The organism is Isoptericola dokdonensis DS-3 (assembly GCF_001636295.1).
In the GTDB taxonomy this organism is placed as follows: Bacteria; Actinomycetota; Actinomycetes; order Actinomycetales; family Cellulomonadaceae; genus Isoptericola; species Isoptericola dokdonensis.
On the sequence record NZ_CP014209.1, the window covers coordinates 1728489 to 1753222 of the forward strand.

Consider the following 24734-nt stretch of genomic DNA (forward strand, 5'->3'; position numbering starts at 1 on the left):
TCAGGCTCCTTGTCAGCGCTTCTTGCCGGTGCGACGACGGCGGACGATCAGCCGGTCGCTGGACTTGTTGGGGCGGCGGGTGCGGCCCTCGGGCTTGCCCCACGGGCTGACCGGGTGGCGACCACCGGAGGTCTTGCCCTCGCCACCACCGTGCGGGTGGTCGACCGGGTTCATGACGACACCACGCACGGTCGGGCGGACGCCCTTCCAGCGCATGCGGCCGGCCTTGCCCCAGTTGATGTTCGACTGCTCGGCGTTGCCCACCTCGCCGACCGTGGCGCGGCAGCGCAGGTCGACGTTGCGGATCTCGCCGGACGGCATGCGCAGCTGCGCGTACGGGCCGTCCTTCGCGACGAGCTGCACCGAGGCACCCGCGGAGCGGGCGATCTTGGCGCCGCCACCGGGGCGGAGCTCGACGGCGTGGATGACGGTACCCGTCGGGATGTTGCGCAGCGGCAGGTTGTTGCCGGGCTTGATGTCGGCGCCGGCGCCGGCCTCGACCACGTCACCCTGGGACAGCTTGTTCGGCGCGATGATGTAGCGCTTGGTGCCGTCCGCGTAGTGCAGGAGCGCGATGCGCGCCGTGCGGTTGGGGTCGTACTCGATGTGCGCGACCTTGGCGGGCACGCCGTCCTTGTCGTGGCGACGGAAGTCGATCACGCGGTACGCACGCTTGTGGCCACCACCCTTGTGACGGGTGGTGATGCGACCGGAGTTGTTGCGACCGCCGGTCTTCGACAGCGGGCGAACCAGCGACTTCTCCGGCTGCGAGCGAGTGATCTCGACGAAGTCGGCGACGCTCGAGCCGCGACGGCCAGGCGTTGTCGGCTTGTGCTTACGGATTCCCATGGAAGTAGTCCTCGATCTGCTCTCGTCCGGGTCAGCCGACCGGACCGCCGAAGATGTCGATCGAACCCTCGCGGAGGGTGACGATCGCACGCTTCGTGTCCTTGCGCTTGCCCAGGCCGTAGCGCGTACGACGCGCCTTGCCCTTGCGGTTGATCGTGTTCACCGAGGCGACCTTGACCCCGAAGACCTTCTCGACCGCGATCTTGATCTCGGTCTTGTTGGCGCTCGGGTCCACGACGAAGGTGTACTTGCCCTCGTCGAGGAGGTTGTAGGACTTCTCGGAGACGACCGGCGCGATCAGGATGTCGCGCGGGTCCTTCGTCACGGCGGTCACTTGGTGGCCTCCTCGGTCTTCGGCGCGAGGAACGCGGCGAGCGCGTCCTGCGTGAAGACGACGTCGTCGGAGACGAGGACGTCGTACGTGTTCAGCTGGTCCGCGCTGAGCAGGTGGACCTGCTCGAGGTTGCGGAGCGACTTGATGGTCAGCTCGTCCGAGCGCTCGGTGACGACCAGCACGTGGGTGCGGGAGGTCAGCGCGGCGAGCGTGCCGAGCGCGGTCTTGGTCGACGGCGCGCCGTCGAGGCCGAAGCCCGACACGACGTGCACGCGACCGGCGCGAGCGCGGTCGGAGAGGGCGCCACGCAGGGCGGCGGCCTTCATCTTCTTGGGGGTCCGCTGGTCGTAGCTGCGCGGCTGCGGGCCGTGGACGGTGCCACCGCCGGCGAACTGCGGGGCGCGGGTCGAACCCTGACGGGCGCGGCCGGTGCCCTTCTGCTTGTACGGCTTGCGGCCACCGCCGCGGACCTCGCCGCGGGTCTTGGTGGACGCGGTCCCCTGGCGAGCCGCCGCGCGCTGCGCGACGACGACCTGGTGGATCAGCGGGACGTTCGTCTCGACGTCGAACACCTCGGCGGGAAGCTCGGCGGTGCCGGCCTTCTTGCCCGCGGCGTCGAGCACGTCGACGGTCAGGTTAGCCATGATGCTCAGGCTCCCTTCGCGGCGGTACGGACGAGGACGACGCCACCCTTGGGGCCGGGGACGGCGCCCTTGACGAGCAGCAGGCCCTTCTCCGCGTCGACCGCGTGGACGGTCAGGTTCTGGACGGTCTTGCGGGCGTGGCCCATGCGACCGGCCATGCGCATGCCGCGGAAGACGCGCGACGGCGTGGAGGCGCCGCCGATCGAACCCGGCTTGCGGTGGTTGCGGTGCGCACCGTGCGAGGCGCCGACGCCGGAGAAGCCGTGGCGCTTCATGACGCCCGCGGTGCCCTTGCCCTTGGTGGTGCCGACGACGTCGACCACGACGCCCGCCTCGAAGGCGGCGGCGGTGATCTCCTGGCCGAGCGTGAACTCGGCGGCGTCCTCGGTACGGATCTCGGCCACGTGGCGGCGCGGCGTGACGCCGGCCTTCTCGAAGTGGCCCTTGAGCGGCTTGGTGACCTTGCGCGGGTCGATCTGGCCGGCGGCGAGCTGGATGGCCGCGTAGCCGTCCACGTCACCGTTGCGGACCTGCGTCACCACGTTGGTGGGGACGGCGACGACCGTGACGGGGACGAGCTTGCCGTCCTCGTTCCAGGTCTGCGTCATGCCGAGCTTGGTGCCGAGCACCGCGGTCACGTTCTTCTGCTGGTTGGTCATGATGTATCCCCCAGCCTCAGAGCTTGATCTCGATGTTCACGTCGGCCGGCAGGTCGATACGCATGAGCGAGTCGACGGCCTTCGGCGTGGGGTCGATGATGTCGATGAGCCGCTTGTGCGTGCGCATCTCGAAGTGCTCGCGGCTGTCCTTGTACTTGTGAGGCGACCGGATGACGGTGAAGACATTCTTCTCCGTCGGCAGCGGCACCGGACCCACGACCGTCGCACCAGCGCGAGTCACCGTGTCGACGATCTTGCGCGCCGAGCTGTCGATGACCTCGTGGTCGTAGGACTTGAGCCGGATGCGGATCTTCTGTCCCGCCATGGCGTCGTCTGACTCTCTCTCTCGAACCGCTACTGTCCGACCCCCGCGCTCGGGCGTGTCGCATTGCTGGACACAACCGGGCGCATGCCAGGACGGCGGGGGCCGTGGATGTGGTCCGCGGGAGCGGACCACGACGTTTGTCGAGCCTGTCGAACACTGGTGCTCGTGGGGCGCTCGTGCGCGTCGACAGCCGGCATCCCACGATCCCCTCCACCGGAGGGCCATCGCACTGGTGCACCACCGACCTGAGGTCCTGAGGTGCACCGCGGTGCTACACACTGTTCGACACGAGAAAGAACGCGCCCGTGACAGGCAACTTGACTATCTTGCCATACCCGCCCCAGGGATTCCAACCCCTGACGGGTGTGACGCCGGACGCACCGAGACCCGGACCCCGCGGACGGGATCCGGGTCTCGGCAGGACCGCGTGGAGCGTCAGCTCCCCAGGATCAGCAGGTGATCGTCAGATCACTTGTTGATCTTGGTGACACGGCCGGAACCGACCGTGCGGCCACCCTCACGGATGGCGAAGCCGAGGCCCTCCTCCATGGCGATCGGCTGGATCAGCTCGACCGACATCTCGGTGTTGTCGCCGGGCATGACCATCTCGGTGCCCTCGGGCAGCGTGATGACGCCGGTGACGTCCGTGGTCCGGAAGTAGAACTGCGGACGGTAGTTCGAGTAGAACGGGTTGTGACGGCCGCCCTCGTCCTTGCCCAGGATGTAGACCTGCGCCTCGAAGTTCGTGTGCGGGGTGATCGAACCCGGCTTCACGACGACCTGGCCGCGCTCGACGTCCTCGCGCTTGAGACCACGCAGCAGCAGACCGGTGTTGTCGCCCGCCTGGGCCTGGTCCATCTGCTTGTGGAAGGTCTCGATACCCGTGACCGTGGTCTTCTGCGGGTTGCGGATACCGACGATCTCGACCTCGGAGTTGAGGTCGAGGGTGCCGCGCTCCACCTTGCCGGTCACGACGGTGCCGCGGCCGGTGATGGTGAAGACGTCCTCGATCGGCATGAGGAACGGCTTGTCGAGGTCGCGCTCCGGCTCCGGGACGTTCTCGTCCACGGCGTTCATGAGCTCGATGACCTTGGCGGTCCACTCGGGGTCGCCCTCGAGGGCCTTGAGGCCGGAGACGCGGACGACCGGCGCGTTGTCGCCGTCGAACTCCTGCGACGACAGCAGCTCGCGGACCTCCATCTCGACGAGCTCGAGGATCTCCTCGTCGTCGACCATGTCGGCCTTGTTCAGCGCCACGAGCAGGTAGGGGACACCCACCTGGCGGGCCAGGAGGACGTGCTCACGCGTCTGCGCCATCGGGCCGTCGGTGGCGGCGACCACGAGGATGGCGCCGTCCATCTGGGCCGCACCGGTGATCATGTTCTTGATGTAGTCGGCGTGACCCGGGGCGTCGACGTGCGCGTAGTGGCGCGCCGGCGTCTCGTACTCGATGTGCGCGATGTTGATCGTGATGCCGCGCTGCTTCTCCTCCGGCGCGGCGTCGATCTCGTCGAAGTTGCGCTGGACGTTCGCGGGCAGGTCGGGGTACGTGTCCGCAAGCGTCTTCGAGATCGCGGCGGTCAGCGTCGTCTTACCGTGGTCGACGTGACCGATCGTGCCGATGTTGACGTGCGGCTTGGTCCGCTCGAACTTGGCCTTAGCCACTGTGTCCTCCTGGGACTTGGGTAGATGTTCCGAACGATTGCGAGGCTCGGCGATCAAGCCTAACCCTGCGGGCGTTGCGGTTCCTACAGGTTGATGGTTGTGCAGGTGGTCGACCTGTGGGGACTCACTCGCCCCGGGTCTTCTTGATGATCTCCTCAGCCACAGCCTTGGGGACCTCGGCGTAGCTGTCGAACTGCATCGAGTACACGGCGCGGCCCTGCGTCTTGGAACGCAGGTCACCGATGTACCCGAACATCTCGCTCAGCGGCACCTGGGCGCGAACGACCTTGACGCCGGTCGCGTCCTCCATGGACTGGATCAGCCCACGACGGGAGTTGAGGTCGCCGATGACGTCACCCATGTACTCCTCGGGCGTGCGCACCTCGACGGCCATGACGGGCTCCAGCAGGACCGGGTCGGCCCGGCGGACACCCTCCTTGAACACCATCGAACCGGCGATCTTGAACGCCATCTCCGAGGAGTCGACGTCGTGGTAGGCACCGTCGATGAGCGTGGCCTTGACCCCGACCACCGGGAAGCCGGCGAGGACACCCTGCTGCATGGCCGCCTGGATACCGGCGTCCACCGAGGGGATGTACTCACGCGGCACGCGACCACCGGTGACCGCGTTGGCGAACTCGTAGAGCTCGCCCTCCGTGGTCTCCAGCGGCTCGAAGGTCACCTGGACCTTCGCGAACTGACCCGAGCCACCGGTCTGCTTCTTGTGCGTGTAGTCGATCTTCTCCGCCGTGCGGCGGATCGTCTCGCGGTACGCGACCTGCGGCTTGCCGACGTTGGCCTCGACCTTGAACTCGCGACGCATGCGGTCGACGAGGATGTCGAGGTGGAGCTCGCCCATGCCGCCGATGACGGTCTGGCCGGTCTCCTCGTCCAGCTTCACGCGGAACGTCGGGTCCTCCTCGGCGAGCTTCTGGATCGCCGTGGAGAGCTTCTCCTGGTCGGCCTTCGTCTTCGGCTCGATGGCCACGTCGATGACCGGCTCCGGGAAGGTCATCGACTCGAGGATGACCTTGTCGTTCGGGTCGCTCAGGGTGTCACCGGTGGTGACGTCCTTGAGGCCGATGAACGCGTAGATGTGGCCCGCCTGCGCCTCGGGGACCGGGTTCTCCTTGTTGGAGTGCATCTGGAAGAGCTTGCCGATGCGCTCCTTCTTGTCCTTCGTGGTGTTGTACACCTGGGCGCCCTGCTCGACCTTGCCCGAGTACACGCGGACGTAGGTGAGCTTGCCGAAGAACGGGTGCGTGGCGACCTTGAAGGCGAGGGCCGAGAAGGGCTCGGAGGCGTCGGCGTGACGCTCGACGACCAGCTCGGGGTCCTTGACGTCGTGGCCCTGGACGGCCGGGACGTCGATCGGCGACGGGAGGTAGTCGATGACGGCGTCGAGCATGGGCTGGACGCCCTTGTTCTTGAACGCCGAACCGCACAGCACCGGGAAGGCCTCGGAGTTGATGACGAGCTTGCGGATGCCGCCCTTGATCTCGTCGATCGTGAGCTCCTCGCCACCGAGGAACTTCTCGAGCAGGTCGTCGTCGGACTCGGCGACGGCCTCGACGAGCTCGGCGCGGTACTGCTCCGCCTTCTCCTGGAGGTCGGCGGGGATCTCCTCGACCTCGTACTTCTCACCGAGGGCGGTCTCGCCGTGCCAGACCAGCGCCTTCATCTGCAGCAGGTCGACGACACCGGTGAAGTCGTTCTCGGAGCCGATCGGCAGCTGGATGACCAGCGGCTTGGCCTTGAGGCGCTCGACGATCGTCTTGACCGTGAAGTAGAAGTCGGCACCCAGCTTGTCCATCTTGTTGACGAAGCAGATGCGCGGGACGTCGTACTTGTCGGCCTGGCGCCAGACGGTCTCCGACTGGGGCTCGACGCCCTCCTTGCCGTCGAACACGGCGACGGCGCCGTCGAGCACGCGGAGCGAGCGCTCCACCTCGACGGTGAAGTCGACGTGCCCGGGGGTGTCGATGATGTTGATCTGGTTGTCGTTCCAGTAGCAGGTCGTCGCGGCGGACGTGATCGTGATGCCGCGCTCCTGCTCCTGCTCCATCCAGTCCATCGTCGACGCACCGTCGTGCGTCTCACCGATCTTGTAGTTCACACCGGTGTAGAACAGGATGCGCTCGGTGGTGGTGGTCTTGCCGGCATCGATGTGGGCCATGATGCCGATGTTGCGGACCTTGTTCAGGTCGGTCAGCACGTCGAGTGCCACGGTGTCTTACCCCTCGGGTCAGTGGGTCGGGGAACCGGTGCCGGAGACCCGCCGGCGGGCCGGCTCCGGATCCGCGGACGACCCCGGGGATCCCCCGGGGTCGTCCGTGCGCATCACCAGCGGTAGTGCGCGAAGGCCTTGTTCGACTCGGCCATCTTGTGCATGTCCTCACGGCGCTTGACCGCGGCACCGAGGCCGTTCGAGGCGTCGAGGATCTCGTTCATCAGACGCTCGGTCATCGTCTTCTCGCGACGGGCGCGCGAGAAGTCGGTGAGCCAGCGCAGCGCGAGCGTCGTGGAGCGCGTGGGGCGCACCTCGACCGGCACCTGGTAGGTCGCGCCACCGACACGGCGGGAGCGGACCTCGAGCGCCGGGCGGACGTTCTCGAGCGCGCGCTTGAGCACGACGACCGGGTCCTGGTCGGTCTTCGCACGGACGCCCTCGAGGGCGCCGTAGACGATCGACTCGGCGGTGGACTTCTTGCCGTCGAGCAGGACCTTGTTGATCAGCTGCGTGACGACGGGCGACCCGTACACGGGGTCGACGATGAGCGGCCGCTTCGGGGCCGGACCCTTACGAGGCATCAGGCCTTCTCCTTCTTCGCGCCGTAGCGGGAACGCGCCTGCTTGCGGCCCTTGACACCCTGGGTGTCGAGCGCGCCGCGCACGATCTTGTAGCGGACGCCGGGAAGGTCCTTCACACGGCCGCCGCGCACGAGCACGATGGAGTGCTCCTGGAGGTTGTGGCCGACACCGGGGATGTAGGCGGTGACCTCGATGCCGGAGGAGAGCTTCACACGCGCAACCTTGCGGAGCGCCGAGTTCGGCTTCTTGGGGGTGGTGGTGTACACACGGGTGCACACGCCGCGCCGCTGCGGGGAACCCTTGAGGGCCGGAGTCTTGGACTTCCCGGCCTTCGAGGTCCGGCCCTTGCGGACGAGCTGCTGGATCGTAGGCACTACGTCTCCGTCGTCTCTCGAGCTCACGGGGACCGGGCGGTCCCCGACGGTGGTCTGTCTGGCTTGTGCGTGCCGATCGCATGCGGCACACGCGGTCCTCGAAGGACCGCGACGCCACGTACCACCGGCTCGATGGCCCGAGCGCGCTCGTCCGCACACGGCGGTCCGAACGTTCACCCGGGATGCCCCCGCACGACGTCGGCGGCGCGTCCTCCCGATCTCGACGGACTCACGTCCGAAGCCTCGGTGGATGCACGGCACGACAGCACGGGCACGGCTTCCAAGATTACCCGCGGAAGCAAGCGGGGTCAAAGGGTGGGACGCCGGCCGTCCTGTGACGTCCGTCGCCCACCCCGTCGAGCGGTCGGTGGGAGCACCGCTCCCCCGCCGCCCAGAGCCGTCCCCCGGCGGTCGCGCCGGAGGACGGCTGTGAGGTGGGACGGCGACGGCGCGGGGGGACCCGCCGTCCGACCGGTCGTGCGCTCTCCCGAAGTGGAGGGCGCGAAGCGCCCGTGAACGCGACCGGTCGGACGGCGGGTCCCCCCGCGCCGCACCGAGAAAGGATCAGCGGAAGTCGCCGAAGTCCAGGTCCTCCAGCGGGATCGCCTCGCCCGAGCCCATGCCGCCCAGCGTCGGGAAGTCGATCTCGTCGTAGCCGAAGCTCGGGTAGAGCTCCGCCTTGGCCTGCTCGGTCGGCTCCACGTCGATGTTCCGGTAGCGGGCGAGGCCCGTGCCGGCCGGGATGAGCTTACCGAGGATGACGTTCTCCTTGAGGCCGAGCAGCGGGTCACGACGACCGCTCATCGCCGCCTCGGTGAGCACCCGGGTCGTCTCCTGGAAGGAGGCGGCCGAGAGCCACGAGTCGGTGGCGAGCGAGGCCTTCGTGATGCCCATGAGCTCCGGACGGCCGGAGGCCGGCTGGCCACCCTCCGCCACGGCCTTGCGGTTGGCGTCCTCGAAGCGGGTGCGCTCGGCGAGCTCACCCGGCAGCAGGGCGGCGTCACCCGCGTCGAGCACGGTCACGCGACGCAGCATCTGCCGCACGATGACCTCGATGTGCTTGTCGTGGATGTCCACGCCCTGCGACCGGTAGGTCTCCTGCACCGCGTCCACCAGCTGACGCTGGGTGGCGCGCGGGCCGAGGATGCGCAGCACCTTCTTCGGGTCGACGGCGCCCTGGACGAGCTGGGTGCCGACCGTCACGTGGTCGCCGTCCGCGATGAGCAGACGGGCACGCTTGGTGACCGGGTACCGGATCTCCTCGCCGCCGTCGTCCGGGGTGAGGACGAGGTGGCGCGTGCGCTCCGTGTCCTCGATCGCGACGCGGCCGTTGTACTCGGCGATCGGGGCCTCACCCTTGGGGGTGCGGGCCTCGAAGAGCTCCGTGACACGCGGCAGACCCTGCGTGATGTCCTCCGCGGAGGCGACACCACCGGTGTGGAAGGTACGCATGGTCAGCTGCGTGCCCGGCTCACCGATGGACTGCGCGGCGATGATGCCGACGGCTTCGCCGATGTCCACGAGCTTGCCGGTGGCCAGGGAGCGGCCGTAGCACTTGGCGCAGGTGCCGACGCGGGACTCGCAGGTCAGGACCGAGCGGACCTTGACCTCCTCGATGCCCGCGGCGATGACCTCGCCGATGACGACGTCACCGGCGTCCGAGCCGGCGGCGGCGATGACGGTGCCGTCGGCGGCCACGACGTCGGTCGCGAACGAGCGCGAATAGATCGACGTCTCGACGCGGCCGTCGGGGACCAGCTGGTCACCGATGCGCTCCGCGACGGGCAGCGTCAGGCCGCGCTCGGTGCCGCAGTCGTCCTCACGGATGATGACGTCCTGCGACACGTCGACGAGACGACGCGTGAGGTAGCCGGAGTCCGCGGTACGCAGCGCCGTGTCGGCCAGACCCTTGCGGGCACCGTGCGAGGCGATGAAGTACTCGAGGACGGACAGGCCCTCGCGGTAGTTGGACTTGATCGGGCGGGGGATGATCTCGCCCTTCGGGTTCGCCACGAGGCCGCGCATGCCGGCGATCTGGCGGACCTGCATCCAGTTACCACGGGCACCGGAGGAGACCATGCGGTACAGGGTGTTCCGCTCGTCGTTCTCCAGGTTCTCGCGCATGACCGCGGCGATCTTGTCGGTCGCCTGGGTCCAGATCTCGATGAGCTCCTGACGGCGCTCGTCGTCGGTGATCAGGCCCTTCTCGTACTGGCCCTGGACCTTCAGCGCACGCGCCTCGTGCTCGTCGAGGATCTCGTTCTTCTCCGTCGGCATCGCGACGTCGGAGATCGCGATGGTGACACCGGAGCGCGTGGCCCAGCGGTAGCCGGCGTCCTTGAGCGCGTCCAGCGACGTCGCGACGTCCACCTTCGGGTAGCGCTCGGCGAGGTCGTTGACGATCGCCGAGAGCTCCTTCTTGCCGACGACCTCGTTCTGGAACGGGTAGTCGACGGGCAGCGCCTCGTTGAACAGGGTGCGGCCCAGGCTGGTCTCGAACAGCAGCGTCTGGCCGGGCTCCCAGCCCTCGGGGGCCTCGAAGCCGTGGCTCGGCGGCACCAGGTCGTCGACGCGCAGCTTGATGGTCGCGTTGATGTCGAGCTCGCCGCGGTCGAACGCCATGATGGCCTCGGCCTGCGACGAGAACACGCGGCCCTCGCCCTTGGCGCCGGGACGGTCCGCCGTCAGGTGGTGCAGACCGATGATCATGTCCTGCGAGGGCATGGTCACCGGACGGCCGTCCGACGGCTTGAGGATGTTGTTGCTCGACAGCATGAGGATGCGGGCCTCGGCCTGCGCCTCGGCGCTCAGCGGCAGGTGCACGGCCATCTGGTCACCGTCGAAGTCGGCGTTGAACGCGCCGCAGACGAGCGGGTGCAGGTGGATGGCCTTGCCCTCGACGAGCTGCGGCTCGAACGCCTGGATGCCGAGACGGTGCAGCGTGGGTGCACGGTTCAGCAGCACCGGGTGCTCGGTGATGACCTCCTCGAGCACGTCCCACACGACCGCGCGGGTGCGCTCGACCATGCGCTTGGCCGACTTGATGTTCTGCGCGTGGTTGAGCTCCACGAGCCGCTTCATGACGAAGGGCTTGAACAGCTCGAGCGCCATCTGCTTCGGCAGGCCGCACTGGTGCAGCTTGAGCTGCGGGCCGACGACGATGACCGAACGGCCCGAGTAGTCGACGCGCTTGCCGAGCAGGTTCTGGCGGAACCGGCCCTGCTTGCCCTTGAGCATGTCGGAGATCGACTTCAGCGGACGGTTGCCGGGGCCCGTGACGGGGCGGCCGCGGCGGCCGTTGTCGAACAGCGAGTCGACGGCCTCCTGGAGCATCCGCTTCTCGTTGTTGACGATGATCTCCGGCGCGCCGAGATCGAGCAGACGCTTGAGCCGGTTGTTGCGGTTGATCACGCGGCGGTACAGGTCGTTCAGGTCGGAGGTCGCGAAGCGGCCACCGTCCAGCTGCACCATCGGGCGCAGGTCCGGCGGGATGACCGGGACGGCGTCCAGGACCATCGCCGACGGCGAGTTCGTCGTCGTGAGGAACGCGTTGACGACCTTGAGGCGCTTCAGCGCACGGGTCTTGCGCTGCCCCTTGCCGGAGCGGATGGTCTCGCGCAGCGACTCGGCCTCGGCGACCAGGTCGAAGCTCTCGAGGCGCTTCTGGATCGCCGCGGCGCCCATCGAGCCCTCGAAGTAGGTGCCGAAGCGGTCGACGAGCTGGCGGTACAGCATCTCGTCGCCCTCGAGGTCGGCGACCTTGAGGTTCTTGAAGCGGTCCCAGACCTGGTCGAGACGGTCGAGCTCCGCGTCGGAACGCTTGCGCAGCTGCGCCATCTCGCGCTCGGCCGAGTCGCGGACCTTGCGGCGCGCGTCGGCCTTGGCACCCTCGGCCTCGAGCTCGGCGATGTCCTGCTCGAGCTTGAGCGCGCGGGCGTTGATGTCGTTGTCGCGGCGGTCGGTGATCTCCTTCTTCTCCAGGTCGATCTCGTTCTGGAGGTTGGGGAGGTCTTCCTGGCGGGCCTCGTCGTCGACCCACGTGATCATGTAGGCCGCGAAGTAGATGACCTTCTCCAGGTCCTTCGGCGCCAGGTCGAGCAGGTAGCCCAGGCGGGACGGCACACCCTTGAAGAACCAGATGTGCGTGACCGGGGCGGCCAGCTCGATGTGGCCCATGCGCTCACGGCGGACCTTCGAACGGGTCACCTCGACGCCGCAGCGCTCGCAGATGATGCCCTTGAAGCGCACGCGCTTGTACTTGCCGCAGTAGCACTCCCAGTCCCGGGTCGGACCGAAGATCTTCTCGCAGAAGAGCCCGTCCTTCTCCGGCTTCAGGGTGCGGTAGTTGATGGTCTCGGGCTTCTTGACCTCTCCGTGCGACCAGGCGCGGATGTCGTCGGCCGTGGCCAGGCCGATGCGAAGCTCGTCGAAGACGTTGACGTCGAGCAAGATGTCCTACTTCCTCAAAGCTCTTTCGAAATATCCGTGGTGTTCAGCTGGTCGCTGGATCAGATCTCGTCGACCGTGGTCGCCGAGTTCGGACGGCGGGACAGGTCGATGCCGAGCTCCTCCGCCGCGCGGTACACCTCGTCGTCGGACTCCTTCATCTCGATGGAGACACCGTCGCTCGAGAGCACCTCGACGTTCAGGCAGAGGGACTGCATCTCCTTGAGGAGCACCTTGAACGACTCGGGGATGCCCGAGTCCGGGATGTTCTCGCCCTTGACGATCGCCTCGTAGACCTTGACGCGGCCCGGGATGTCGTCGGACTTGATGGTGAGCAGCTCCTGGAGGGTGTACGCGGCGCCGTACGCCTCGAGCGCCCACACCTCCATCTCGCCGAAACGCTGACCGCCGAACTGCGCCTTACCACCCAGCGGCTGCTGCGTGATCATCGAGTACGGGCCGGTCGAGCGCGCGTGGATCTTGTCGTCGACCAGGTGGTGCAGCTTGAGGATGTACATGTAGCCCACGGAGACCGGGTCCGGGAACGGCTCGCCGGAGCGGCCGTCGAACAGCGGCGCCTTGCCGTCGTGGCCGACCATGCGGTCGCCGTCGCGGTTCGGCAGCGTGGTGGAGATGAGGCCGCGCAGGGCGTCCTCCTCCAGGCCGTCGAAGACCGGCGTCGCCACCGGGACACCCGGCTCGGAGCGCTTGGCGTGCTCCGGCAGCTTGTCGCGCCACGACAGGTCGTCACCCTCGGCCAGCTCGACGTCCCAGCCACGGCTGGCGACCCAGCCCAGGTGGGTCTCGAGGACCTGACCGACGTTCATACGACCCGGCACACCCAGCGGGTTGAGCACGATGTCCACGGGCGTGCCGTCGGCGAGGAACGGCATGTCCTCCTGCGGCAGGATCTTGGAGATGACGCCCTTGTTGCCGTGACGGCCGGCCAGCTTGTCGCCCACCGTGATCTTGCGGCGGTTGGCGATGTAGACGCGGACCAGCTGGTTCACGCCGGCGGGCAGCTCGTCGCCGTCCTCCCGGTTGAACTCGCGCACGCCGATGACCGTGCCGGACTCGCCGTGGGGCACCTTGAGGGACGTGTCGCGGACCTCGCGGGCCTTCTCGCCGAAGATGGCGCGCAGCAGGCGCTCCTCCGGGGTGAGCTCGGTCTCGCCCTTGGGGGTGACCTTGCCGACCAGCACGTCGCCGGCGCCGACCTCGGCACCGATGCGGATCACGCCGCGCTCGTCGAGGTCCGCCAGGACCTCCTCGGAGACGTTCGGGATGTCCCGCGTGATCTCCTCGGGCCCGAGCTTCGTGTCGCGGGCGTCGACCTCGTGCTCCTCGATGTGGATCGAGGACAGGACGTCGTCCTCCACGAGGCGCTGCGACAGGATGATCGCGTCCTCGTAGTTGTGACCCTCCCACGACATGAACGCCACGAGCAGGTTGCGGCCGAGCGCGAGGTCGCCCTCGTCGGTCGCCGGGCCGTCGGCCAGCACGGAGCCGACCTCGACCCGCTGGCCGGCGTCGACCAGCACGCGCTGGTTGTACGACGTGCCCTGGTTCGAGCGGCGGAACTTCGCCACGCGGTACGTGGTGGTGGTCGCGTCGTCGTTCTCGACCGTGATGAGGTCGGCCGACACCTGCGCCACGACGCCCGGCTTGGCGGCGACGATGACGTCACCGGCGTCGACGGCGGCACGACGCTCCATGCCGGTGCCGACGAGCGGGGCCTCCGAGCGGACCAGCGGCACCGCCTGGCGCTGCATGTTCGCGCCCATGAGCGCGCGGTTCGCGTCGTCGTGCTCGAGGAACGGGATGAGGGCCGTCGCGACCGACACCATCTGGCGCGGCGAGACGTCCATGTAGTCCACGTCGGAGGCGAGGACGTCGTCCGTCTCGCCGCCCTTGGTGCGGACCAGGACGCGGTCGGTGAGGAACGTGCCGTCCTCGGCGAGGCCGGTGTTGGCCTGCGCGATGACGTGCCGGTCCTCGTCGTCCGCGGTGAGGTAGACGACCTCGTCGGTCACGCGACCCGCGACGACCTTGCGGTACGGGGTCTCGATGAAGCCGAACGGGTTGATGCGACCGAAGGACGCGAGCGAGCCGATGAGGCCGATGTTCGGGCCTTCCGGCGTCTCGATCGGGCACATGCGGCCGTAGTGCGACGGGTGGACGTCACGGACCTCCATGCCGGCGCGGTCGCGGGACAGACCGCCCGGGCCGAGCGCGGACAGGCGGCGCTTGTGCGTCAGGCCGGCCAGCGGGTTGTTCTGGTCCATGAACTGCGAGAGCTGCGACGTGCCGAAGAACTCGCGGATGGACGCCACGACCGGGCGGATGTTGATCAGGGTCTGCGGCGTGATCGCCTCGACGTCCTGGGTCGTCATGCGCTCACGGACGACGCGCTCCATGCGGGACAGGCCGGTGCGCACCTGGTTCTGGATGAGCTCGCCCACCGCGCGGATGCGACGGTTGCCGAAGTGGTCGATGTCGTCGGTCTCGACGCGCACGTCGACGGGCTCGCCGTCCTTGGTGCCGGCCATCGTCGTCATGTCGGCGTGCAGCGCGGCCATGTACTTGATCGTCGCGACGACGTCGGTGACGGCCAGCGTGCTGTCGGAGAGCTCGGCGGAGACGCCGAGCTTCTTGTTCAGCTTGTAGCGGCCGACCTTCGCGAGGTCGTAGCGCTTGGAGTTGAAGTAGAAGTTCTCCAGCAGCGCGCGACCGGCCTCGACCGTGGGCGGCTCGCCCGGGCGGATCTTGCGGTAGAGGTCGACGAGGGCCTCGTCCTGGGTGTGGACGTGGTCCTTCTCGAGGGTGTCGAGCACGGCGGGGAAGTCGGTGAACTCCTCGCGGATCTCCGCCTCGGTCATGCCGAGCGCCTTGAGCAGCACGGTGACCGGCTGCTTGCGCTTGCGGTCGACGCGCACGCCGACGGCGTCGCGCTTGTCGATCTCGAACTCGAGCCAGGCGCCGCGCGAGGGGATGATCTTCGCGGAGAAGATGTCCTTGTCGCTGGTCTTGTCGGGGGTGCGCTCGAAGTACACGCCCGGCGAGCGGACGAGCTGCGAGACGACGACGCGCTCGGTGCCGTTGATGACGAAGGTGCCGCGGTCGGTCATGAGCGGGAAGTCGCCCATGAAGACCGTCTGGCTCTTGATCTCACCGGTCGTGTAGTTGACGAACTCGGCGGTGACGAACAGCGGGGCCGCGTAGGTGAAGTCCTTCTCCTTGCACTCGTCCACCGTGTACTTCGGGGGCTCGAAGCGGTGGTTGGAGAAGGAGAGCGACATCGACTGGCCGAAGTCCTCGATCGGGGAGATCTCCTCGAAGATCTCCTCCAGGCCGGAGGACTCGGGGACGTCGTGGCGGCCGGCCTCGAGGGCGGCCGCGACACGGGACTGCCACGCCTCGTTGCCGAGGAGCCAGTCGAAGCTCTCGACCTGCAATCCGAGGAGGTCCGGAGCGGCGAGGGGCTCGTGGATCCTGGCGAAGGAGACGCGGCGGGAGGCGGTACGGTTCGCGATGGCGTCGGCGGACGGAGCAGAAGGGGTGCGCGAGGCAGCCAAGAGGGGTCCTTCCCTGCAGTTCGATGGCACGCTGTACGCTCGGTCGTGCGACGGGCACCGGGGCCGCGGGGGCGAGGACCGCGCCCGAGCGTCACGCGGTGAGTCCGGAGAGTCACACGTGGTGGCGGGGCGAGGACGTCGTCGGCGTGGTGGGAGCGTCGGGGCACAGTCGAGCGCAAAGCGCTAGCGTAGCCGAAACCGTCGAACAAGTCCACCCGCGTGGGCGCGCGAGCAGACGTCCTCGGGTTTCACGGATCTGAGGACGTTGTCTCGGTGGCCGCCATATGCCGCCCAAGAAACGGTACCCACCAACGTTACCCGCCTCGGTGCGACGTCGCCACCCTTCGGGCGGAGGGTTTGCTCACACTCCCGCAGACCTTCACGAACCGTCCCCCACCGCGTCCGCCGGGCCCACCGGGCGGGTTCACGCACGACAGAACGGCCCGCACCCCGAGGGGTGCGGGCCGTTCTGGGAGCGTCCGCGGTCAGACCGCGGTCACCGTGAGGTGCGGCTGGGCCGCACGGCTCACTTGAGCTCGATGGAGGCGCCGGCGCCCTCGAGGGCAGCCTTGGCCTTCTCGGCGGTCTCCTTGTTGACGCCCTCCAGGACGGGCTTCGGGGCGCCGTCGACCAGGTCCTTGGCCTCCTTGAGACCGAGGGACGTGAGCGCGCGCACCTCCTTGATGACCTGGATCTTCTTGTCACCGGCGGCGGTCAGGACGACGTCGAACTCGTCCTTCTCCTCCTCGGCGGCGGCGTCGCCGGCGCCACCCGCGGGGGCGGCCACGGCCACGGCGGCCGGGGCGGCAGCGGTGACGTCGAACTTCTCCTCGAAGGCCTTCACGAACTCGGAGAGCTCGATGAGGGTGAGCTCCTCGAAGACGGACAGGAGCTCTTCGGTGCTGAGCTTCGCCATGATGGCGTTCCTTTCAGTCAGCGCTTCACGGGCCAGTCAGGCCCGCCAGAAGCAGGGGTGGTGTGTCGGTGCGCCGCCTGGTCAGGCAGCGACACCAGCCGATTCCTGCTTCTGACGCAGGGCATCGATGACGCGGGCGACCTGGGCGGGCTTGGCGGTGAAGGCGTAGGCAGCCTGGCTGATCTTGGCCTTCATCACGCCGGCCGCCTTGGCCAGCAGGACCTCGCGGGACTCGAGGTCCGCGAGCTTGGTGATCTCCGCAGCGGTCAGGGGGGCGCCGTCGAGGACACCGCCCTTGATGACCAGCGCGGGGTTCGCCTTGGCGAAGTCACGCAGACCCTTGGCCGCCTCGACCGGGTCACCGGTCACGAAGGCGATCGCGGACGGTCCGGCAAGCTCGGCGTCGAGACCCTCGACACCGGCTTCCTTGGCCGCGATGGTGGTCAGCGTGTTCTTCACCACGGCGTAGGTTGCGTTGCCGCGCAGCGACCGCCGCAGCTCCTGGAGCTGCGTGACGGTGAGCCCGCGGTACTCGGTCAGCACGGCCGCGTTGGAGCTACGGAGCTTGTCCGCGATCTCCGCGACGGCGGCTGCCTTGTCCGGCCTCGCCATGGCAATCCTTCCGATGGTGGAGCCGCCGTCCACCCCGGACAAAGAGAAGAGCCCCGGCGCCGGTGCGCACGGGGCTCGGACTCCGCGGCCAGGCCGCGTGATCGTCGTCGTGTCACCTGCGCTGGTCTCCGCTCCGTGGCGGGACTTCGGTCTTCAGCGTCTCAGGCGAACCTGGGCAGCGTCCGACGACCGGCGGTCTTGGGTTACTCGAGAACCTTACACGACCTGCGCCCGCGCTCGAACCCTGCGGGAGGAGGTCCTCGTCACACCGGCAGCGGAAGCGGGCCGTAGCAGACGAGCGGGACGGGCTCGTCCTCCGGTTCGACGGCGGCGGCCAGCGCCGCCGCCGGCGCCTCCCCGGCGGCCAGCGCAGCGTGCAGGCGCGGCATCACCCGAGCGGCGACGTCGTCCCGCAGCGGGGCGACCGACGCGATGACCGCGCGGGCGCCGAGCCGGAGCAGGACGCTCTTGAGCCCCAGCGGCTCCCCGCCCACCCGGGTCGAGGCGCGCCCGACCTCGCAGGCCGACAGCACGACCACCGCTCCCCCCAGGTCCACACCGTCGAGCTCGTGGGCGAACAGCGGCCCGTCGGCCAGCCGGACGCAGGAGAACAACGGGTTGTCGGGCTCGTGGACGCCGTGCGCGGCGACGTGCACGACGGCCGCCCGCGACAGCTCGGCCGTCGTCGCGGCGCAGGTCGCGTCCGCGCCGGTGAGGAGCACGGCCTCGTCCCACTCCCCCGCCACCAGCCCGGCCTCGCGCTCCGCCGACTCCAGGTCGGGCCCACCCACCACGAGGGCACCGCGCCGGTGCGACGCCACCGGGGTCTCGCGCAGGTCGACCCAGGAGTGGACCCGCGTCGCCCGCCTGTCGCGGGACGGCAGCGACTGCCAGGGCAGGGACAGCAGCCCGTCGCGCGCCGCCACGTAGAGCGGCCCCTCGACCTCCAGGGGCACCAGCAGCATCTCGTCGAGACGGGAGAGCGAACGCCGCGCGGACTGGGCGGCGACCTGGCGCATCGGTGCGGGGATGAGCCGGTTCGCCAGCACCTCGAGGTCCTGGCGGACACGGCGGGAGAGCTCGGTGACCTCGGCCTGGGGCGCCAGCTCGACGAGCCGGGACCCGCGGGCGTCGACCCGCACGGCCGTCACGCGGTCCCGGAGCAGGAACGACACCACCGCGGCGTCCCGAGGCTCCGCGGCCAGCCCGGCGCTCACCCCGCGCGCCGTGGCGGGACGGGGCACCAGCCCGCCCGCGGACCCGCCGAGCTGCCACGACCGCTGCCGCGCACGCTCCTGGAGCCGCCGGGCCTCCATCGTCTTGCGGGCCGCCTCCTGCGCGTCGTCACCCTCGCCCGCGCCGAGCTCGCGCGCCTCCTCGGCGGCGCGCCGGGCGCGCGCCATGAGGTCCGCCAGCTCCGGGTCCTCGGGCGGGCGCACCCGCGCGGCACCGGCGAACGCCGCCCGCCCCCGCTCGGTCGCGTCGAACACGGTCCCCGGCCGTCCTGTCGACAGGGCCGCCTCCACGTCGACGACCGCCAGCCGGGCGCCGTGCGTCGCAGCGGCCGTCACCGCGTCCACCGAGCCGAGCCGGGCACGATGGTCGGCGAGGACGTCGTGACCGCGGCGGACCGCCGCCAGCCCGGCCCGGCGGTCGCCGACGGCGAACGCGAGCTGCGCGCGCACCGACTCGTGGTGCAACCGCAGCGGCAGGGGGCACGCCGTGAGCCGGCGCGGTGCCTCGGCGAGGACGGCGGACGCCCGGTCCGTGTCCCGGGCGAGCAGCGCCCATTCCGCGGCGAGCAGCCGGGCGGCCACCGACACCCCGGCCACCGCGGCCGGGCCACGGTCGTCGCCGGCACGGGCGAGGGCCAGTGCCTCGTCGCTCCGGCGCAGGAGCGTGGCGCGTCGTGAGGTGCGGGCACGGCGATCCTGGGACAGGCGCGCCTCGAGCTCGACCACCTGGGCCTGCAGCGCCCACGTCGTGTTGCCGACCCGCGCGAACGCCCGGCGCGCCTGCCGCGCCCAGCGCGCCGCCTCGTCGGGCCGTCGCAGGAGCAGCGCGCACAGGGCGCGCGTGTACAGCGCGTCGGCGACCTCCCCGGCGAGGTTGTCGACGGCCAGCAGACCGGCCGAGTCCGCCAGCACCTGCTCCGCCTCGGAGACGAGCCCGGCATCGACCAGCACCTGCGCCCGCGTGACCTCCGACCATCCGTCGCGGCCGTCCGGGTTGCGGCGTACCGCCGTCTCGAGCTCGGCCAGCGCCGCCGGGAAGTCGCCCTGCCGGTAGTACGCGTACCCGAGGTTGAAGCCGGCGAACGCCTCGTACCGTTCGTGGCCGATCGCGCGGGCATGGTGGAGGGCGCGCTCGTGGTCCGCGACCACGTCGTCCAGCGCACCGTTCTCCAGGCCCGCCGCCGCCCGGTTGATGTGCAGGACCGCCCGGTCACGGTGGTTCTCCGGCGCGACCCCCGCCAGCGCCCGGTCGAACGCGGAGACGGCACGGTGCGGTTCCCCGGACCACAGCAGGAGGAGCCCGTGCTGACCGTGGGCCACCGCGGCCAGCCGCTGGTCGTCGGCGTCCTGGGCGACCTGGAGCGCCTCGTCGATCATCCGACGCGCCGCGGTCAGGTCCCCGGTGAGGGCGTGCACACAGGACGCCTCACCCACCAGGGCGCGGACGCGCAGCTCCACCACCCACGAGCCCACCGTCGCCGGGTCGAGGGGCGCGACGTCGCGCAGCAGCGCGCGGAACGCCTTCGAGGCGGGCCGGACCCGGGAGGCCGCGTTGAGCTCCTGCGCCTCGCGCAGGCGCGTGTCGAGAACCGTCCTGCTCGTCACCCGGGTCCCGCCCCCTTCTGCTAGACGCCGGAACCGCCGATCGCCCCGCCGGACAGGTGGGTCGCCGTCGTCACAGCATCCCACGCGGCACCCACGGGCTCCGCCTGCGCGGCGGCACGCCGGGCGCCCTCCAGCCGCGCTGCGGCCACCTCGGCCGCCAGGTACGGCGCCGCGAAGGACGTGCCGCTCCACGTCGCGAAGCCGCCGGTGAAGTCGTCCGGGTCCACCGACGCCCGCGTGCCCGGCCGCAGCCGCTCCGGAAGGCTCACCTGCGGTGTCTCCGGGCCGTCGATCGTCTCCGGCATGGTCGAGACCACCGCGGCACCGGGCCGCACGCACGTCACCCACGGCCCGTCGTTGCTGAACACCGCCGTGGTGCCGTCGGGGTTGGTCGCGCCGGCCACCACGAGCGGCGGGTGATCGGCCGAGAGCTGCCGGTCGTCCACCGGCACCGGGACGGTGGTGCCGCCGTCGGCGCGCCCGGGTGCCGGGCGGCGCACGACGTGCGGCGCCCACGCCGCCGGGAACATGGGGCGGGTCGTCCCGTCGTTCCCGGACGCCACCACCACCACGACGCCCGCTCGGCGCAGTGCGCGCAGCACGCGCCGCAGCGGCCCGTCGTAGCCGTAGTCCTCCGGCTGCTCGTGGTAGTACCCCATCGCCAGGACGGCGACGTCGATCGGGTGGTACCCGGCCTCGCCCGACTGTCCACGACGGTGGAACCGCAGCAACCGCCACAGCGTGTGCAGCATCTGCCACTCCGGGATGTCGCCGGACCCTCCGAAGGCCCGCACGGCGACGATCACGGCGTCCGGGCACACCTGGTGCACGATCCCGGCCATGAAGGTCCCGTGCCCGGCGACCGGGTCCAGCGGGCCGGTGAGCGGGTCGACGCTGAGGCCGCCGTACTCGGCGTCCTCCGACTTGAGGTCGGGCACGGGGAAGGTGCCGACCGGCCTGCCGTCGTCGAGCGAGGCCGTCCGCACCACGACCGCGCTGTCCTGCGGGTCGTCCGGCTCGTACGGGCCGAACCACCGGTGGGACCCGACACCCGTGTCGACGATCGCCACCGCCGGGCGTCGCGTGCCGTCGGCGGCGACCCAGGGCGTCTCGCCGTCCGGCAGCTCTCGACGCGGGGGGCCACCGAGGTAGCGCACCGGTGCGAGCCCGCCCGAGCCCGGCCGCCCGTACTCGTCGATCGCGCTCACCGGCAGCGGCGTCGACTTCGGCCGCGAGACCGGCACGAAGGGCAGCGGGGTGGACTTCCCCCGACGCTGCGACCGCATCACGTGGTCGAGCGCCACCCGCGGGGCGGGACGCTCCCCCTCGTCGTCCGGGTCCGGTGCGTCGAGGTCACCGAGCTCCTCGGTGATCCGCTCGATCACCTGCCACACGTCCACCTCGAGGTCGTCGTCCCGGGCCGGCAGCAGCCGCAGGGCGTACCCGAAGGTCTCGTCGTCGACGTCGTCGACCGCCAGGTCACCGAGCGTGCCGTCGTAGACGACCCGGTAGCCCATGTCCGTGGCGATGCGCCGGACACCGTCCAGCCAGGTCGCCGGCTCGCCCTCCTCCGCCCAGGCGTCCAGCGCGACCACCGCCTCCTGGCCGCCCGCCGTCAGCCGGCCGGCGTCCCCCGCCAGCCGCTCGCGCAACGGTGCCGGCAGGTCGCCGCGCACGATCAGCCGGTCCGCCACGTAGGTGGTGTCCTGGACACGGCTCGCGCCCGGGCTGCGCCGCACCCGGTCCGGGTCGAGATGACGGACGGGACGGCGACCCCCGGCCGCGTCGTGGATGTACGACTCGCTCACGTGCTCCTCCTCGGATCAGGGCACGGCGAAGCCCGTGCCCACCGCTCGACGACGCTGTGGTGCAGGTGGTGCAGGTGGTGCCTAGAGCTCGACGACGGGTGTGGACACCGGTGTCTCGCCCTGGTGCATGAGCAGGCTCGCGGGACCACGCGGGACGTCCTCCAGGACGAACCGGCCGTCCTCGTCGGACCGGGTCGTGCGGACCCCGTCCGGCCGGCGCAGCTCGATGTCGAGGGCCGCGGCCGGGGCGAGCCAGCCGTCCACGCGGACCGTGCCGCGCTCGCTGCCGGCCGACAGCGCGATCATCACGGTGAGGCGCTCGTGCGTGAACGTGATGGTGCGGGTCTCGACGGGGGCGTCGCTGCGCACCGACCCGGCCGGGACCTCGAGGACCTGGAGCTCCATGACCTCCGCCTCGAGGCTCGCCAGGGTCATCGCGAAGCGGGACCGTTCGACGAGCCCGCCGGGGACCGGGTCGAGCAGGTCGTCGACGGCCGCCAGGCGGGAGAGCAGCGCGACGTCGGACCCGTCGAACGGGTCGTCCGCACCGGGGACGTGGTCGAGCTCGGTCAGGTCCATGAGGCCTCCCCATGTTGGGTGAGGACGGCCCGCAGCTTGGCGAGGCAGCGTCCCCGAGTGGCGCCGATGCTCCCGACCGGCATGCCGATCGCGGAGGAGATGGAACGGTAGTCCGGGCGGTCCGCCAGCGAGACGAGGCGCAGCAGCTCCTGGCAGCGCCTCGGCAACGTGCCGAGTGCCTGCCAGAGCAGCCGGTCCCGTTCGTCCTTCAGCACCTCGGCCTCCGGCCCCGGACCGGAGTCCGGGAGCGTCGCCGAGGTCTCCGCGTCATCGTCCGGCAGCTCGGTGCGGTGCCCCTGGTCGGCACGCTCCTTGCGGACCACCTCCCAGGCGGCCCGCCGCGCCGTCACCAGCAGCCACTTCAGCGTCGCCTTCGGCTCCGTGATGGAGTCCGCGTGCCGCACGAGCGCAGCCCACGTGTGCTGGACGACGTCGTCGGACGCCTCCCGGCTCACGCCCTGGGCCCGCACCGTGCGCCACAGCAGCGGCGTCGCCTCGCGGACGAAGTCGCCGAGCGCCTCGGGACGGCCCTCCCGGTACTCGAGCAGCGCGACGGCCGCGCGATCACCGAGACTGGACGTGTCGGCTGTGCTGGACATGGCGGAAGGCACCTCGTCGCGGTCGGGCGGGACTCCCCGGGCCGGGGATGGCCACGAGCCTAGGGGGGCACGAGGTGCCCCGCGTCCCTCCTGGACTCCCGTCACCGGAATTCACCCTTCACTTCATCGGCAGTGTCACCCGCGAGGGAGGGGTCGCCGACGGGCTTGATACACGTCGCGGAGAAACTTCACGAACCGCCGACCTCGACGTCGGCGAGCCGCCGACCAGCGGGGCGACCTCCGGGAAGATCACCCGGGGACGACGAAGGCCCGGCACCTGCGAACAGGTGCCGGGCCGTCGTCGAGCGCGGGAGGTCAGCCCTCGAGCAGCTTGGTGGTCTTCGACTGGTCGACCGGGATGCCCGGGCCGAACGTCGTCGCCAGGGTCGCCTTGGTGATGTAGCGGCCCTTCGAGGACGACGGCTTGAGACGCAGGATCTCGTCCAGCGCGGCGCCGTAGTTCTCGACCAGCGCGGTCTCGTCGAACGAGACCTTGCCGATGATGAAGTGGAGGTTCGAGTGCTTGTCGACGCGGAACTCGATCTTGCCGCCCTTGATGTCGGTCACGGCCTTGGTGACGTCCATCGTGACGGTGCCGGTCTTCGGGTTCGGCATGAGACCACGGGGGCCCAGCACCTTGCCCAGACGACCGACCTTGCCCATGAGGTCCGGGGTCGCGACGGCCGAGTCGAAGTCGGTGTAGCCGGCGGCCACCTTGGCGATCAGGTCGTCGCCGCCGACCTCGTCGGCACCGGCCGCGAGGGCCTCCTCGGCCTTCGCACCGTTCGCGAAGACGATGACGCGGGCGGTCTTGCCCGTGCCGTGCGGCAGGTTGACCGTGCCGCGGACCAGCTGGTCCGCCTTGCGCGGGTCCACACCGAGGCGGAACACGGCCTCGACGGTGGCGTCGGCCTTCGACGAGGCGGTCTCCTTGGCGAGCTTCACGGCCTCGAGCGGGCTGTACAGGTTCTCGCGGTCGATCTTCGCCGCGGCGGCGCGGTACGCCTTGCTGCGCTGTGCCATCTGCGTTCTCCTTGCTGCAGTCGTGGTCGTCGGGTCTGCGCGGACCCTCCCACGTGCCCGACGCTCGTCGGGTCTTGGTCGTCCGGGACGGACGGGGTGCTCCGGCTCTGGCAGGGCGGACCCTGCCGGAGCCGGTGCGACGTCACTTGCCGACGTGCTGACACGTCGCCGAGCGACTGCGCTACGGCCTCGGCAGGACTCGCTGCGCTCGTCCTACCGCTGCCTGCGCTGCGTCACTTGGCGACGGTGATGCCCATCGAGCGGGCGGTGCCCGCGATGATCAGCATCGCGCCCTCGATGTCGTTCGCGTTGAGGTCCTGCATCTTCGTCTCGGCGATCTCGCGGACCTGGGCCTGCGAGAGCTGAGCGACCTTCACCGTGTGCGGCGTCGGGGAGCCCTTGGCCACACCGGCGGCCTTCTTGATGAGCTCCGCGGCCGGCGGGGTCTTCGTGATGAAGGTGAACGAGCGGTCCTCGTACACCGTGATCTCGACGGGGATCACGTTGCCGCGCTGCGACTCGGTCGCCGCGTTGTAGGCCTTGCAGAACTCCATGATGTTCACGCCGTGCTGACCGAGCGCGGGGCCGATCGGCGGCGCGGGGTTGGCCGCACCGGCCTGGATCTGGAGCTTGATGAGGCCGGCGACCTTCTTCTTGGGAGGCATGGTGCTTCCC

The 24734-nt window shown here is 70.1% G+C and carries 19 protein-coding genes; all 19 read right to left on the reverse strand.

Annotated elements, in window-relative coordinates; genetic code table 11:
• Positions 1-12: 12 nt before the first annotated feature.
• Positions 13-849 (reverse strand): 50S ribosomal protein L2, encoded by an 837-nt coding sequence (gene rplB / locus I598_RS08135; protein WP_068202529.1) that lies wholly within the window; start codon positions 847-849, stop codon positions 13-15.
• A 31-nt stretch (positions 850-880) separates the two neighbouring features.
• The gene (gene rplW, locus I598_RS08140) at positions 881-1183 is read right to left on the reverse strand and encodes a 50S ribosomal protein L23 (protein WP_068202530.1); all 303 of its coding nucleotides are present in this window, start codon (positions 1181-1183) and stop codon (positions 881-883) included.
• A complete protein-coding gene (gene rplD, locus I598_RS08145; RefSeq protein ID WP_068202531.1) occupies positions 1180-1827 on the reverse strand; it encodes a 50S ribosomal protein L4 in 648 nt (215 codons plus the stop codon). Before rplD ends, rplW begins: the two co-directional genes overlap by 4 nt.
• 5 nt (positions 1828-1832) lie before the next feature.
• Complete coding sequence (gene rplC, locus I598_RS08150) at positions 1833-2486, reverse strand: 50S ribosomal protein L3 (RefSeq protein WP_068202532.1); 654 nt, start codon at positions 2484-2486, stop codon at positions 1833-1835.
• A 16-nt stretch (positions 2487-2502) separates the two neighbouring features.
• Entirely contained in the window at positions 2503-2811 is a 309-nt protein-coding gene (gene rpsJ / locus I598_RS08155) for a 30S ribosomal protein S10 (protein ID WP_013837837.1), read from the reverse strand.
• Between the two features lie 468 nt (positions 2812-3279).
• Positions 3280-4476, reverse strand: a complete 1197-nt coding sequence (tuf, locus tag I598_RS08160) for an elongation factor Tu (protein ID WP_068202533.1) — start codon at positions 4474-4476, stop codon at positions 3280-3282.
• A 124-nt stretch (positions 4477-4600) separates the two neighbouring features.
• On the reverse strand, positions 4601-6703 hold the full coding sequence (fusA, locus tag I598_RS08165) for an elongation factor G (protein ID WP_068202534.1): 2103 nt from the start codon (positions 6701-6703) through the stop codon (positions 4601-4603).
• Between the two features lie 113 nt (positions 6704-6816).
• Positions 6817-7287: a 30S ribosomal protein S7 gene (gene rpsG, locus I598_RS08170; protein ID WP_068202535.1), complete on the reverse strand. Its 471-nt coding sequence runs from the start codon at positions 7285-7287 to the stop codon at positions 6817-6819.
• Complete coding sequence (gene rpsL, locus I598_RS08175; protein WP_068202536.1) at positions 7287-7661, reverse strand: 30S ribosomal protein S12; 375 nt, start codon at positions 7659-7661, stop codon at positions 7287-7289. Before rpsL ends, rpsG begins: the two co-directional genes overlap by 1 nt.
• Before the next feature lie 564 nt (positions 7662-8225).
• The gene (locus tag I598_RS08180; protein WP_068202537.1) at positions 8226-12110 is read right to left on the reverse strand and encodes a DNA-directed RNA polymerase subunit beta'; all 3885 of its coding nucleotides are present in this window, start codon (positions 12108-12110) and stop codon (positions 8226-8228) included.
• 59 nt (positions 12111-12169) lie between these two features.
• Positions 12170-15682: a DNA-directed RNA polymerase subunit beta gene (rpoB, locus tag I598_RS08185; protein ID WP_068202538.1), complete on the reverse strand. Its 3513-nt coding sequence runs from the start codon at positions 15680-15682 to the stop codon at positions 12170-12172.
• 526 nt (positions 15683-16208) lie between these two features.
• Positions 16209-16598 carry a 50S ribosomal protein L7/L12 gene (gene rplL, locus I598_RS08190; protein WP_068202539.1) on the reverse strand — a complete coding sequence of 130 codons (390 nt, stop codon included), beginning with the start codon at positions 16596-16598 and terminating at the stop codon, positions 16209-16211.
• 81 nt (positions 16599-16679) lie between these two features.
• A complete protein-coding gene (gene rplJ, locus I598_RS08195) occupies positions 16680-17210 on the reverse strand; it encodes a 50S ribosomal protein L10 (protein WP_068202540.1) in 531 nt (176 codons plus the stop codon).
• 263 nt (positions 17211-17473) lie between these two features.
• Positions 17474-20050: a CHAT domain-containing protein gene (locus I598_RS08200; RefSeq protein WP_068202541.1), complete on the reverse strand. Its 2577-nt coding sequence runs from the start codon at positions 20048-20050 to the stop codon at positions 17474-17476.
• A 20-nt stretch (positions 20051-20070) separates the two neighbouring features.
• Positions 20071-21858, reverse strand: coding sequence for a S8/S53 family peptidase (locus I598_RS08205; RefSeq protein ID WP_068202542.1), 1788 nt, complete (start codon positions 21856-21858; stop codon positions 20071-20073).
• 81 nt (positions 21859-21939) lie between these two features.
• Positions 21940-22437 (reverse strand): hypothetical protein, encoded by a 498-nt coding sequence (locus I598_RS08210; protein WP_083973063.1) that lies wholly within the window; start codon positions 22435-22437, stop codon positions 21940-21942.
• Positions 22428-23036 carry an RNA polymerase sigma factor gene (locus tag I598_RS08215; protein WP_068202543.1) on the reverse strand — a complete coding sequence of 203 codons (609 nt, stop codon included), beginning with the start codon at positions 23034-23036 and terminating at the stop codon, positions 22428-22430. Before I598_RS08215 ends, I598_RS08210 begins: the two co-directional genes overlap by 10 nt.
• 315 nt (positions 23037-23351) lie before the next feature.
• The gene (gene rplA, locus I598_RS08220; protein WP_068202544.1) at positions 23352-24059 is read right to left on the reverse strand and encodes a 50S ribosomal protein L1; all 708 of its coding nucleotides are present in this window, start codon (positions 24057-24059) and stop codon (positions 23352-23354) included.
• 233 nt (positions 24060-24292) lie between these two features.
• On the reverse strand, positions 24293-24724 hold the full coding sequence (rplK, locus tag I598_RS08225; RefSeq protein ID WP_068202545.1) for a 50S ribosomal protein L11: 432 nt from the start codon (positions 24722-24724) through the stop codon (positions 24293-24295).
• Between the last annotated feature and the right edge of the window lie 10 nt (positions 24725-24734).

Coding starts and splice junctions, on each gene's coding strand:
- rplJ (WP_068202540.1), bottom strand. CDS start 17,210: ATGGCGAGGCCGGACAAGGCAGCCGCCGTCGCGGAGATCGCGGACAAG.
- rplB (WP_068202529.1), bottom strand. CDS start 849: ATGGGAATCCGTAAGCACAAGCCGACAACGCCTGGCCGTCGCGGCTCG.
- rplC (WP_068202532.1), bottom strand. CDS start 2,486: ATGACCAACCAGCAGAAGAACGTGACCGCGGTGCTCGGCACCAAGCTC.
- rplL (WP_068202539.1), bottom strand. CDS start 16,598: ATGGCGAAGCTCAGCACCGAAGAGCTCCTGTCCGTCTTCGAGGAGCTC.
- rpsJ (WP_013837837.1), bottom strand. CDS start 2,811: ATGGCGGGACAGAAGATCCGCATCCGGCTCAAGTCCTACGACCACGAG.
- rplD (WP_068202531.1), bottom strand. CDS start 1,827: ATGGCTAACCTGACCGTCGACGTGCTCGACGCCGCGGGCAAGAAGGCC.
- rplK (WP_068202545.1), bottom strand. CDS start 24,724: ATGCCTCCCAAGAAGAAGGTCGCCGGCCTCATCAAGCTCCAGATCCAG.
- rplA (WP_068202544.1), bottom strand. CDS start 24,059: ATGGCACAGCGCAGCAAGGCGTACCGCGCCGCCGCGGCGAAGATCGAC.
- I598_RS08210 (WP_083973063.1), bottom strand. CDS start 22,437: ATGGACCTGACCGAGCTCGACCACGTCCCCGGTGCGGACGACCCGTTC.
- rpsG (WP_068202535.1), bottom strand. CDS start 7,287: ATGCCTCGTAAGGGTCCGGCCCCGAAGCGGCCGCTCATCGTCGACCCC.
- I598_RS08215 (WP_068202543.1), bottom strand. CDS start 23,036: ATGTCCAGCACAGCCGACACGTCCAGTCTCGGTGATCGCGCGGCCGTC.